At 65.8% G+C, this 12,841-nt stretch carries 9 protein-coding genes; 2 read left to right on the forward strand and 7 right to left on the reverse strand.

Features of this window, described 5'->3' with window-relative positions; all coding sequences use genetic code 11:
• Positions 1–46: 46 nt before the first annotated feature.
• The 5 genes from urtA to yrfG all read right to left on the reverse strand — a co-directional run bounded on the left by urtA (position 47) and on the right by yrfG (position 8,807).
• Positions 47–1,312: an urea ABC transporter substrate-binding protein gene (gene urtA / locus QYS36_RS01785; protein WP_308837854.1), complete on the reverse strand. Its 1,266-nt coding sequence runs from the start codon at positions 1,310–1,312 to the stop codon at positions 47–49.
• A gap of 59 nt (positions 1,313–1,371) precedes the next feature.
• Positions 1,372–2,094: a GntR family transcriptional regulator gene (locus tag QYS36_RS01790; protein WP_308837855.1), complete on the reverse strand. Its 723-nt coding sequence runs from the start codon at positions 2,092–2,094 to the stop codon at positions 1,372–1,374.
• A 1-nt stretch (position 2,095) separates the two neighbouring features.
• The gene (gene uca, locus QYS36_RS01795) at positions 2,096–5,722 is read right to left on the reverse strand and encodes an urea carboxylase (RefSeq protein WP_308837856.1); all 3,627 of its coding nucleotides are present in this window, start codon (positions 5,720–5,722) and stop codon (positions 2,096–2,098) included.
• Positions 5,723–5,904: 182 nt separating this feature from the next.
• Positions 5,905–7,701: an allophanate hydrolase gene (atzF, locus tag QYS36_RS01800; RefSeq protein WP_308837857.1), complete on the reverse strand. Its 1,797-nt coding sequence runs from the start codon at positions 7,699–7,701 to the stop codon at positions 5,905–5,907.
• Between the two features lie 446 nt (positions 7,702–8,147).
• Positions 8,148–8,807, reverse strand: coding sequence for a GMP/IMP nucleotidase (gene yrfG / locus QYS36_RS01805; protein WP_308837858.1), 660 nt, complete (start codon positions 8,805–8,807; stop codon positions 8,148–8,150).
• 133 nt (positions 8,808–8,940) lie between these two features.
• Between yrfG and nudE the strand changes: the two genes are divergently transcribed.
• Together nudE and cysQ are read left to right on the forward strand one after the other, a co-directional pair.
• A complete protein-coding gene (nudE, locus tag QYS36_RS01810) occupies positions 8,941–9,507 on the forward strand; it encodes an ADP compounds hydrolase NudE (RefSeq protein ID WP_074885402.1) in 567 nt (188 codons plus the stop codon).
• The gene (cysQ, locus tag QYS36_RS01815) at positions 9,504–10,325 is read left to right on the forward strand and encodes a 3'(2'),5'-bisphosphate nucleotidase CysQ (RefSeq protein ID WP_308837859.1); all 822 of its coding nucleotides are present in this window, start codon (positions 9,504–9,506) and stop codon (positions 10,323–10,325) included. The genes nudE and cysQ overlap by 4 nt, the downstream gene beginning before the upstream one ends.
• Positions 10,326–10,426: 101 nt before the next feature.
• Here cysQ and QYS36_RS01820 read toward each other — a convergent pair whose 3' ends face one another.
• A complete protein-coding gene (locus QYS36_RS01820; protein ID WP_308837860.1) occupies positions 10,427–12,328 on the reverse strand; it encodes a beta-ketoacyl synthase in 1,902 nt (633 codons plus the stop codon).
• Positions 12,329–12,607: 279 nt separating this feature from the next.
• The coding region (locus QYS36_RS01825; protein WP_308837861.1) for a TRAP transporter large permease subunit at positions 12,608–12,841 on the reverse strand (234 nt) is incomplete at its 5' end.

The following is a 12,841-nucleotide window of genomic DNA, read 5'->3' on the forward strand; positions in this document are numbered from 1 at the left end:
GGCACCAGAGGACACCTGTCCTCCGGCGCCAGCGCGGCGGCTCGGATCAGTTCGACTTCACCGGGGTGTCGCCTTTCTTGTCGTTGCCTTCGATGTACGGGCTCCACGGCTGGGCGCGGATCGGGCCGTCGGTTTCCCAGACCACCGAGAACTGCCCGTCGTCCTGGACTTCGCCGATCATCACCGGCTTGTGCAGGTGGTGATTGCTCTCGTCCATCTTCAGGGTGAAACCGCTCGGTGCGGCGAACTCCTGGCCGGCCATGGCGGCGCGTACCTTGTCGACGTCGGTGGTGCCGGCTTTCTCGACCGCCTGGGCCCACATGTGGATGCCCACGTAGGTGGCTTCCATCGGGTCGTTGGTCACCACGGTGTCGGCGTTCGGCAGCTTCTTGGCCTTGGCATAGGCCTTCCAGTTGGCGACGAATTTCTCGTTGACCGGGTTCTCCACCGACTGGAAGTAGTTCCACGCCGCCAGGTGGCCGACCAGCGGCTTGGTGTCGATGCCGCGCAGCTCTTCCTCACCAACCGAGAAGGCCACCACCGGCACGTCGGTGGCCTCGATGCCCTGGTTGGCCAGTTCCTTGTAGAACGGCACGTTGGAGTCGCCGTTGACGGTGGACACCACTGCGGTCTTGCCGCCGGCGGAGAACTTCTTGATGTTGGCGACGATGGTCTGGTAGTCGCTGTGGCCGAACGGCGTGTAGACCTCTTCGATGTCCTTGTCCTGCACACCCTTGCTGTGCAGGAAGGCGCGCAGGATTTTGTTGGTGGTGCGCGGGTAGACGTAGTCGGTGCCGAGCAGGAAGAAGCGCTTGGCGCCGCCGCCGTCTTCGCTGAGCAGGTATTCCACCGCCGGGATCGCCTGCTGGTTCGGCGCGGCGCCGGTGTAGAACACGTTCGGCGACATCTCTTCGCCTTCGTACTGCACGGGGTAGAACAGCAGGCCGTTGAGCTCCTCGTAGACCGGCAGCACCGATTTACGCGACACCGACGTCCAGCAGCCGAAGGTCACCGCGACCTTGTCCTGGGTCAGCAACTGGCGGCCACGCTCGGCGAACAGCGGCCAGTTGGACGCCGGGTCGACCACCACCGGCTCGAGTTGCTTGCCGAGTACGCCGCCCTTGGCGTTGATCTCGTCGATGGTCATCAGCGCCATGTCTTTGAGCGAGGTTTCCGAGATGGCCATGGTGCCGGACAGCGAGTGCAGGATGCCGACCTTGATGGTCTCGGCGGCCTGCACGGTCCAGGTCAGGCCCATGGCGGCGATGGATGCGGAAAGGGTGAAGGCCTTGATCAGGCTGCGACGTTGCATGGTTCGATCTCCATTCACTAACGAGTTATGTGTTGTTGGCAGTTGGTCAAGGACATCGCTCAGCCCTGCGCCTGCACGGCCCGCTGGCGGGCGCTGTGCAGCATGTGCAGGGTGATCTTGCGCACTTCCGCCTTGCTGACCTCGATGTGGGTCTTCAGCAACAGCTGTGCCTCTTCGCAGCGGCGCGACAGGATCGCGCCGAGAATCCGTGCGTGTTCGTCGTAGGTGGCTGCCACCCGTGGCGTCTGGGTGAAATCCAGGCGGCGGATGATGCGGATCTTTTCGCTGACCTCGCCATGCAGACGGGCCATCTCGCGGTTGCCGGTGGCTTCCACCAGTTGGCAGTGAAAACGCTCGTCGAGCCGCGACACCTCGCGGCCGTCTTCCAGGCGCTGCTCGGGCGCCACCATCCAGATGCGTTTCAGCTCCTCCAGGGGCGCTGGCGTTTCCCCGGCCTCGCGGTCACAGAGGCGCTTGACCGCCGCCAGTTCGAGGACGATGCGCACGTCGTAGAGCTCCTCGAAGTGGGCGAAGTCGAACGGTTTGACCTGCCAGCCGCTGCGGAAATACACCTCCAGGTAGCCCTCGCGCGCCAGGCGATACAGGGCCTGGCGCACCGGCGTGCGGCTGGCGGCCACACGCTCGGCGATCTCGCCCTCGCTGAAGCGGTCGCCGGGCAGCAGGCGGAACTCGAAGATGTCGTCCTTGAGCTGCCCGTAGATGCGCTCGGCGAGGTTCTCCGGGCGCTCCTTGCCGCGCCTGATCGGGTCGACCAATTGCATCTCAGGCCGCCTCGCCCGGTTCGAGCACCAGCAGCGCGTCGCCCGGGTTGACCGCCTTGCCCGGCTGGCAGCGCACGGCCTTGACCGTGCCGGCCAGCGGCGCGGTGACCGCCAGCTCCATCTTCATCGCCTCGACCACCAGCAGCGTGGCGCCGGCCTCGACGTACTGACCGGGCTCGACCAGCACCTTCCAGACGCTGCCGCACATGTCGGCGCTGACCAGATGGCCGTCGATGGCTTCGTCGTCGTCCAGGCCCGCCGCGGGTGCGCTGTGGCTGTCGGCATCGTCGTCGCGCCACAGTTGCACTTCGGCGTCGAAGGCCTGTTTCTGCTGGCGCTGGAAGGCGTCGATGCTCGCCGCGTTGTCGGCCAGGAAGCCCTGGTACTCGGCGAAATCGAAGGTGCTCTGCTCGATCTCTATCTGCGCGCGGCCTTCACGGAACGCCTCGCGGAATTCATCCAGCTCGGCTTCGCTGACCGGGTAGAAACGCACCTGGTCGAAGAAGTGCAGCAGCCACGGCTGGCCGCCCTCGAACTGGGCGTTCTTCACGAACTTGTTCCAGATCGGCAGGGTGCGGCCGACCAGCTGATAGCCGCCGGGCGAGTCCATGCCGTAGATGCACATGTACATGCCGCCGATACCCACGGTGCCTTCGGCGGTGTAGGTACGCGCCGGGTTGTACTTGGAGCTGAGCAGCCGGTGGCGCGGGTCGAGCGGCACGGCGCAGGGGGCGTCGAGGTAAACGTCGCCGAGGCCGAGGATCAGGTAGCTGGCGTCGAAGAGGATGTCGCGTACTTGCTCGCGGCTGGCCAGGCCATTGGCGCGCTGGATGAAGTCGACGTTGTTCGGCAGCCACGGCGCCTGGCTGCGCACGGTCTCGCTGTAGCGGCTGACGGCGGCCAGGGTGGCGCTGTCCTCGAAGGCCATGGGCAGGTGGACGATGCGGGTCGGCACCTTGAGGTTGGCCACGTCGCCCAGCTCGCGTTCGAGGCGCAGCAGGTGGTCGAGCAGCGCCTGCTGGTGCAGTACGCGGCTGTCGTAACGCAGCTGCAGGGAGCGTACGCCCGGTGCCAGCTCTTCCAGGCCGGTGAGCGGCTGGGCCTTGAGCGCTTCCATCAACAGGTGCACGCGCAGGCGCAGTGCCAGGTCGAGCACGTTGTCGCCGTATTCGAGCAGGATGTAGGCATCGCCCGCCTGGCGGTACACCGCGCGCGGGCGGCTGCCATCGGCCGGCAGCTCGGCGAGGATGGTGGCCGATAGCGTTTCGCCCGGCTGCAGGCTCGGCGCCGGCAGTTGCGCGGCGCTGACCGCGCTGAGGCTCTGCAGGCTGGCCAGTTGCGCCTGCTCCAGCGCCTGGGCCTGCTCGAAGCTGATCGGGTGAAAGCGCAGGGTATCGCCCGGCTTGACCTGGCCGACCTTCCACAGCTCGGCCTTGGCGATGGTCACCGGGCAGACGAAACCGCCGAGGCTGGGGCCGTCCTTGGTGAGGATCACCGGGAAGTCGCCGGTGAAATTGATGGCGCCGATGGCGTACTCGCAGTCATGCACGTTGGACGGATGCAGGCCGGCCTCGCCGCCGTCGGCGCGGGTCCAGCTCGGCTTCGGCCCGGAGAGGCGCACGCCCAGGCGGTTGGAGTTGTAGTGCACTTGCCAGTCGGCGGCGAAGAACTGCTCGATCGCATCAAGGGTGAAGAAATCCGGCGCACCGTGGGGGCCATAGAGCACACCGATGTTCCAGGTGGTGGCGTATTCGGGAACCAGGCTGGCATCCAGCGCTTGCGGCGCGCTGACCGGCGCCGGCGTGGTGCAGGCGGGCAGGTCCTGGGAGATCGCCAGCATGTCGGCGGTGCGCAGGGTGCGCCCCGCATGGCCGCCGAACTGGCCAAGGGCGAAGGTCGAGCGGCTGCCCAGGTACACCGGCACATCGAAGCCGCCGCGCACCGCCAGGTAGGTGCGGCAGCCGCTGGTGGCGCGGCCGAGCTTGAGCACCTGGCCGGCCTTGATGGCGATTGGCGCCCAGTAGGGCACGCTTTCACCGTCCAGTTCGGCCGGGCAGTCAGCACCGGCGAGGGCCACCAGCGCATCGCTGTGAAAGCGCAGGCTTGGGCCCTGCAGGGTGAACTCCAGGCCGGCGGCGCTCTCGTGGTTGCCGACGATGCGGTTGGCCAGGCGGAAGGCGTAGTCGTCCATCGGCCCGGACGGCGGCACGCCGATGTCCCAGTAGCCGAGACGACCGGGGAAGTCCTGCACGCTGCTGTAGGTGCCGGGCTCCAGCACTTCGACCACCTGGGCGGCGTAGCTGAAGGTGTCGAGCAGGCGGGTCCAGATCTGCGCACTGTGGAAGCGTGGCTCGGCCACCACCTGGCGCAGGTAATCGAGGTTGCTGGCGATGCCGTGCAGGCGGGTTTCGCCCAGCGCTTTGCGCAGCTTGGCGATGGCCTCTTCACGGCTAGGCGCATGGACGATCAGCTTGGCGATCATCGGGTCGTAGAACGCCGAGACTTCGCTGCCGGTACTGACCCAGCCGTCGACGCGCACGTCGCCCGGGAAGTGCACGTCGGTGAGCACGCCGGGGCTGGGCTGGAAGTTCTTCAGCGGGTCTTCGGCATAGATGCGCACCTCGATGGCGGCGCCTTGCGGGGCGCGGTTCAGGGCGGCCCAGTCGAGTTCGCCGCCGGCCGCCACGCGCAGCATGCATTCGATCAGGTCGAGGCCGGTGACCATCTCGGTGACCGGGTGCTCGACCTGCAGGCGGGTGTTCACTTCGAGAAAGTAGAAATCGTCGCGGGCGGCGTCGTAGATGAATTCCACGGTGCCGGCGCTGCGGTAGCTCACCGACTCGCCGAGCTGCACGGCGGCAGCATGCAGGCGTTCACGGGTGGCCTGGGGCAGGTTTGGCGCCGGGGTTTCCTCGACCACCTTCTGGTTGCGCCGTTGCAGCGAGCAGTCGCGCTCGCCGAGGGCGGCCACGCGGCCGTTGCCGTCACCGAAAATCTGTACCTCGACGTGCCGCGCCTGATCGACGAAACGCTCGATGAAAACCCCGGCATCGCTGAAGAACTGCTCGCCCATGCGCTTGACGCTGTCATAGGCGCTGGCCAGGGCTACCGCATCGGCGCAACGGGTGAGGCCGATACCGCCACCGCCGGCGGTGGTCTTGAGCATGATCGGGTAGCCGATGGTTTCAGCGGCGGCCAGGGCTTCGTCGAGGCTGTGCAGCAGGCCGGTGCCGGGCGCCATTGGCACCTGGGCCTCGGCGGCCAGCTCACGGGCACGATGCTTGAGGCCGAACTCACGGATCTGCAGGGCATTGGGGCCGACAAAGGCGATGCCGGCGCTCTCGCAGGCATCGGCGAACTCGGCGCTCTCCGAGAGAAAGCCGTAACCGGGATAGATCGCCTGGGCGCCGGTCTCCGCGGCAGCGGCGAGAATCTTGTCGATGCGCAGGTAGCTGTCGGCGGCCTTGTCGCCGCCCAGGGCCACGGCCACATCGGCATCACGCACGTGCTGGGCATTGCGGTCGGCATCGGAATACACCGCCACGCTCTTCACACCCAGGCGCTTGAGGGTGCGGATGGCGCGGACGGCGATCTCGCCACGGTTGGCGATCAAGACTGTTTCAAACATGGCGGTTCTCCGTGGCGAGATCGCCGTGACGGGCTGCGCCCGTCCGGCACTTTGACGTCGTCGCTGCGCTGCTGCGCAGCTGGTCCCCGCGGTTGGCGATCAGTACGGTATGGAACATCGGATTCTCCCGGCAGGTTCGGCAGCAGTTCGTTGGTCGTGCCCTCTCTCGAGGAGGGCTTCGCTCATTTTTTCGTGCTGGCGATAAAGGCGCGCCAACCACCGAAACTGGTGATGTCGCGGGCGTCGCTCAGGGCCCAGGGTTCGCAGATGAAACCCTTCACGCTGCGCCCGTCGGCCAGGGTCAGGTTGCCGATACCCAGCGGCGCGGGGATTTCGGCGACGAACTCGCCGAAGCGCGCCAGGGGGATGTCCCACAGCTCGACGATGATCGAGGTGCCGTCGGCGCTGCGCGCCAGACCCGGTTTCGGCGGCACGGTGCCGGCCAGGGCGTAGAGGCGATAGTCCGGCGAGGTCAGGGTCTGCTCGACCAGCACCGCGTTGCGGGTGGTCAGCTGGAAGTTCAGCGGCATGCCGGTCAGGTGCGCGCCGACCACGGCGACCCGCACGCTGCCGGCAGGCACCGCCGTGGCTGGCGTTTGGGTTGGCAGAGCACGGCCGGTGGCGCCCAGCGGCAGCTCCAGGCTGGCCTGCCAGCGCTTGCCGAAAGCCGCCAGGGCGCGGTCGTGCCAGGCCGGGGCGAGCAGGGTGATGCCGGCGGGCAGGCCGTCGTCGCGCAGGCCGGCGGGTACGGCCAGGGCGCAGAGGTCGGCGAGGTTGGTGAAGTTGGTGTAGGTGCCGAACTGGCTGTTGAACAGCACCGGCTCCTGCTGCATCTCGGCGAGGCTGCGGATGGTCGGCGAGGTGGGCACCACCAGCGCGTCGAAACCTGCCAGCGCGTCGTTGATCCTGCGGCTCAGCTCGGCGCGCAGGTACTCGGCCTTGTAGGCGTCGCAGGCGCTGTACTGGTGGCCATTTTCGACGATGCCGCGCACCACCGGATCGATATGCGCCGGGTCGACACCTTCTACCGCAACCGTGCGCTCGGCGACCCAGGGGCCGTAATAGAGCTGCTCGGCGAGTTGACGGAACGGGCTGAAGTCGATGGTCTCGAGGCTCACGCCAAGGCTTTTCAGCTGCTCCAGCGCCTGCTCGAAAACCGCCTGGGTCTGGGTGTCGGCGAAGAACTCCAGGCTGTCCGGCACGGCGAAGCTCAAGGCGGCTTGCATGCCGACCGGGGCACTGTTGGGGTTGTGGCGCGAATAGGCGTCGGCGGCGTCATAGCCACCGGCGATGCCGGCCACGGTTTCGGCATCGCCGACCGTGAGGGCGAACACCGAGATGCAGTCCACCGTGCGGCACGCCGGCACCAGGCCGGTGTTGGGCAGCCAGCCCTTGGTCGGCTTGAGCCCGACGATATTGTTGAAGCCCGCTGGCACGCGGCCCGAGCCGGCGGTGTCGGTGCCCAGGGAGAAGGGCACCAGGCCGCGCGCCACCACGCTGGCCGAGCCGGAGCTGGAGCCACCGCTGACGTACTCCGGGTTGAAGCTGTTGACCACCGCGCCGTGGGGCGAGCGAGTGCCGACCAGGCCAGTGGCGAACTGGTCGAGGTTGGTCTTGCCGATCAGGATGGCGCCGGCAGCGCGCAGGCGGGCGACCACCGTGGCGTCGGTTTCGGCCGCGTAGGCGAACTCCGGGCAGGCCGCCGTGGTGGCCCAGCCAGCGGCGTCGATATTGTCCTTGATGGCGAAGGGCACGCCGTACAGCGGCAGCTTCTCGCGCTGACCTTCGGCCTGGTCGAGCAGCGCCTGCAGCTGGCTCAACTGGGCGTCGAGCTGCGCGGCGCTGGCCAGGCTGATCCAGGCATTGTCGGCGCTATCGAGCGACGCCAGCAGACCATGCAGCAGCTCGGCAGGTTGGGCGGCGGCGCGGTAAGCCTGTTGCCAGTCGGCGAGGGTAAAGGCGAAGGAGGCGTGGGACATGCGCTGAGATTCCATCTTGTATCCAAGTTGAAATCACTAGAGCAATAGCGGTGCCACTTTTTAAGTTATTGATTTATATTGAATTTATCTTTTTATTGTGAGGTTTTTGGTTGTTTTCGCACCGCTGCGGGGCGCAAGCGAAGCCTTTTGGTGCGGTGTGGTGCTCGGGCAGGAGTAAGGCAGAAGCAGCCATTCGTAGGGTGGATCGGGGCGCGTAGCTGACGCTTCACCCATCCACCGCTTGCAATCGCAATGGTGGACAAAAAGAGCGTTGTCCACCCTACCTCTGGGGCAGGAGTAAGGGGAAATCGGACATACAGCGACCTCGTGGGAGGGGCTTTAGCCGCGAGCTCTTTAAGCCTGGTCAGGCACAATCGAGGCTAAAGCCTCTCCCACAAAAGCACTGCTAACCGCCCGCTTTTGCCTTTCAGTGGTCACTGCTTTATCTACAGCCCGTTCAGCAAATCCCGGTAATCCCGCACCGCGTCGAACTCCTCGGTGTCCTTCACGCCCTTGCGACTATCGGGTTCGTGCACCGCCAGCAGGTGTTTCACGCCAAAGCGCCCGGCGCTGCGCAGGATCGGGATGTTGTCGTCGATAAACAGGCTGCGCGTCGGCTCGAAGGCCAGATCCTGCTGCAGGGCCGCCCAGAACTGCTGGTCTTCCTTGGGGTAACCGTAGTCGTGGGAGCTGATCATGCGGTCGAAGTAGGGCGCCAGTTCGATGCGCTCCAGCTTCAGCGACAGCGAGTCGCGGTGGGCGTTGGTGATCATCACCACCTGCTTGCCGGCCTGGCGGATGGCGGCGAGAAAGGTATCGGCATCCGGGCGCAGGGCGATCAGGTCGGCGACTTCGCGCTTGAGCTCCTTGATCGGCAGCTTCAGCTCGCGGCTCCAGAAATCCGTGCAGTACCAGTTCAGCTGGCCGGCGTGCTCGGTGAACAGCGGCTGCAGCTCGGCATCGGCCAGGGCGCGGCTCACGCCATGGTGCTCGGCGTAGCGCTGCGGCAGGTGTTCGAGCCAGAAGTGGTTGTCGAAGTGCAGGTCCAGCAGGGTGCCGTCCATGTCCAGCAAAACGGTGTCGATCTCGGACCAGGGCAGGTTCATGGTGGCTAACTCTCTAAACGGTAAATGGCGGCAAGGCGCCCGCAGGTCGTCAAATGCTACGCCGAGGGCGCAGACAATCGGGGCAAGCGCGGTATGATAACCGTTCCGGTCAGCCCAGCAGCAGGACTCACCCATGCGTCAGAAGCCCACCGTCATCGCCCGAGAAATCGTCGCCAGCAGCCGTCTGTTCCGTGTCGAGGAAGTGCAGCTGCGCTTCAGCAATGGCGCCGAGCGTACCTATGAGCGCCTGGTCGGCCGCGGCACTGGTCATGGTGCGGTGATGATCGTGGCCATGGCCGACGACGAGCACGTGCTGCTGGTCGAGGAGTATTGCGGCGGCACCGGCGAGTACGAGATTTCCCTGCCCAAGGGGCTGATCGAGCCCGACGAAGACGTGCTCGATGCGGCCAACCGCGAGCTGCAGGAGGAGGCCGGTTTCGGCGCCCGCAAGCTGGAGCATCTCACCGAACTGAGCCTCTCGCCCGGCTATATGAGCCAGAAGATCCAGGTGGTGCTGGCCCGCGACCTGTACCCGCAAACCCTGCCCGGCGACGAGCCGGAGCCACTGCGGGTCGACAAGGTCAGCCTGCGCGAGCTGTCCGCGCTGATCCAGCATCCGCAGTTCAGCGAGGGCCGCGCCCTGGCGGCGTTGTATCTGGTGCGTGACCTGCTGGAGCAGCGCGGGGAGCTGAGCCGATGAGCCATCCGTTGTTGCCTGGCGTGTTGGCGTTGGTGCAGCAGGCCGGCGAAGCCATTCTGCCGTTCTGGCGCCAGGGCGTGGAGGTGGTCGAGAAGGCCGATGCCTCGCCGGTTACCGCTGCCGATCTGGCCGCGCATCGCATCCTGGCTGATGGCTTGCAGGCGCTGGATGCGGGCATTGCGGTGCTGTCCGAGGAAGACGCCGATATCGCCTTGAGCGAGCGCGCCGGCTGGTCACGCTGGTGGCTGGTCGACCCGCTGGATGGCACCAAGGAATTTATCGCCGACAGTGAAGAGTTCACCGTCAACGTGGCGCTCATCGAGCGTGGAGAGGTGGTGTTCGGCGTGGTCGGCATTCCGGCTACTGGCGTGATATACCACGGCGGTCATGAGTTCGGCGCCTGGCGTATCGAGCCAGGTAAGCAGCCCCAGGCGATCAGCATGCGCGAGACGCCGGCCAGCGGCCTGACCGTGGTCGCCAGCCGCCGCCATGGCAGCGCCCTGCAGGAGCAACTGCTGGCCGCGCTGGTCTCGCGTTTTGGCGACATCGAGCGAATCAGCGTCGGCAGTTCGCTGAAGTTCTGCCAGTTGGCCGAAGGCAGCGCCGACTTCTACCCACGCCTGGCGCCTACCTCGCAGTGGGACACCGCGGCGGCGCAGGGCGTGCTGGAGGGCGCAGGTGGTGTGGTGCTGACCCTGCAGGGCGAGCCGCTGCGCTATGCAGCGCGGGAGTCGCTGCTCAACCCGTTCTTCCTGGCGTTGCCGGCGGATGCCGAGTGGCGTGGGCTGATCGTGGAAGAAGCTCGGGCGCTGGGTTAAAGCAATTCGGTGATCCAGCTTATGCCTGGATCGCCTTGGCGAGCACTCGCGGGCATGGACTAGGCGTCCCCGCCCGCTCCCACAAAGTACTGTTTCCGGTATCAGTCCAGCATGTCGCTGTAGCGATCATCCTGCTTGTAGACCAGCGGCTGGGCAAAGCCCGGCACCTTGATCTGTTCACTGCCGATATCGATCTCGATGTCGTCGATCAGGTCGTTGCCGAAGTTGTAGATGATATCCAGCTGCCCCTTGGTGGCCTGCTCATCGTAGGCCCGAGCATTGGCGCGGGTCTGTTCGCGGCGCTGTTGGTAGGCGCTGAAGGCTGCTTCGCCGTGGCGCTTGCGCAGCATGCGCTCGACCACATGGGGGGCCAGCACCACGGCACTGGCGTTGTTGCCGCCAAAACCCTTGGAGTTGATGAAGCACACGTCCATGCGCTGGTCGTGGCGGTCGACGTTGCTGATGCTCAGGTGCTGCTGGTGCACGTCCGGCGCGACTTCATCGATGGTCTTGATGCCGGGGATGATGCCGTACTTGAAGGTGCCCAGCGCGGAGATCACCTGGTCGCCGCTGGCGGTGGCCAGGGAGTGGCCGACGAAGGCTTTCACTGCCGCCACTGGCCAGCGATCAATCGCGAAGGCGGCCGCGACACGATCCAGCAATTCGGATTCGGTAACCCGGTTGGCCGGCGTGCTGGAGCCGTGGGCATGCACGAAGCTGCGCTGGCGCACCGCGTCGATACCGACCAGTTGCGTGGCGGCAGCCACCGCTTTGGCGACGGTCAGGTAGTTGCCTGGGCCGGGCGCGGAAATGGATTTCTTGAAGCCGTCGGCGTTGATGAACACGTCGGTGGCGGCGCCGTGGATGTCGGCACCCAGTTGCAGGGCCAACTCGTCGTCCATCAGCACCACGAACTGGCAGGCTTCGGAGAGGGTGAAGCCACAGTTTTCACCGAACGGCCGGCTGGCGCGGCGGAAGTCGACGTCGTCCTTGCCTTCGATCAGGCGCAGACCGTCTTCGGTGGCCAGTGCGCCCATGGCGCCATAGCCCTCGATGCATTCGGCGTTGATCGGTGCTTCGCTGTTACCGACGATCACCACCCGTGCCTTGCCGGCATTGATCTGCTCGATGCCCTTCTGCAGGTTGTACAGGAAGGTCGCGCAGGCGCCGGTGACGCTGCCAGTGGTGCCAACGCTGCCCAGCACGTAGGCGTTGATGAAGTCGGCCGGCATGGTATTGAGGCCCAGGGCCAGCTGTTTGGAGCTGACGCGGTGGCCCTTGAGGCGCGACTGCATCAGGCCGCCAAAGCCGTTCTCGTCGAGCTGGCTCATGATGCTGCCGGCGAACACGGCGATTTCGTCCGGTGCCACGTGGTCGACGATGGTCTGCCATGGCACGCCGGTGGCGCGCAGGGCGTCGGTCACGCCGACCACGGCCATCTGCAGGCCGCGTGGGTGAAAGCGCGAGTTGTACAGCTCGCCAGGCTCGAAGCCGGTGGGCAACTGGCCGGCGGATTTCACCGGCAGGGGGCGGTAGCTGTCGACCTTGAATTCACAGCTGTCATGCAGGGTGACGCGCACTTGGTTGCCGTCCAACTCCTCGACCGACCAGTTGGCCGGCAGCGGCTCGGGCAACTGCTTGCGGTTGCTGACGAAGGTCAGACTGCCCGCTTCGCCACCCACGGCGATGCTCTTGTGCCAGTGGGTCGCATCGGGATCCAGGTGCTGCTTCTCGATGCGCCGCACCAGGGTCGAGGCGAGAATCTGCGCACCGTAGCGGCGCTCGATATCGGCAGGCGACAGGGCTTCACCTTCCAGGCTCTGGTAGCGGCCTTCCACCACGCGCACCAGCTTGGTCATCACCGCCAGGCCGGTAAGGGTTTCCTGGCGTGCCTGATCGTCCAGCGATTCGATCACCGTACGGCGAAAACCGTGGTGGAAGGAGCTGCGGCCGGCGGCATTGTAGCCACCGAAACCGACGATCACAGGCAAACGAGACTTCACGCGGACACTCCTTAAACTATTCAGATCGGCACGCAGATCGAGTGCGTACCGGGTCAGCGGATCGAGGCGCGGCGCGCGCTCCTGTCGAAAGGAGGCGCCATTATGACTTTTCAGGTGCCTATGCTGACGCGATCCATGACCCACAAGTCACGACTTGATACAAGGTTACCCGTTATCGCGAGCGTCGGCACGAACCGGATCGCAATTGCCATGGGCCGTATCGGCGACAAATAAAAAACCCGGCACTGGTGCCGGGTTTCTTCACATCAAGAGCGCGGGTTACATGCCCAGCAAGTTGGGCAGGCCCAGCGAGATGAACGGCACGTAGGTGACCAGCAGCAGGAAGCCCAGCATCACCAGCAGCCATGGCGACACGGCGCGTACCACCCGGGTCAGCGGCATGCCGGTGACCGCCGAGGTGACGAACAGGTTGAGCCCCGTCGGCGGGGTGATCAGGCCGATTTCCATGTTCACCACCATGATGATGCCCAGGTGGATCGGGTCGATACCCAG

It is taken from the genome of Pseudomonas sp. G34 (assembly GCF_031119625.1).
GTDB lineage: Bacteria > Pseudomonadota > Gammaproteobacteria > Pseudomonadales > Pseudomonadaceae > Aquipseudomonas.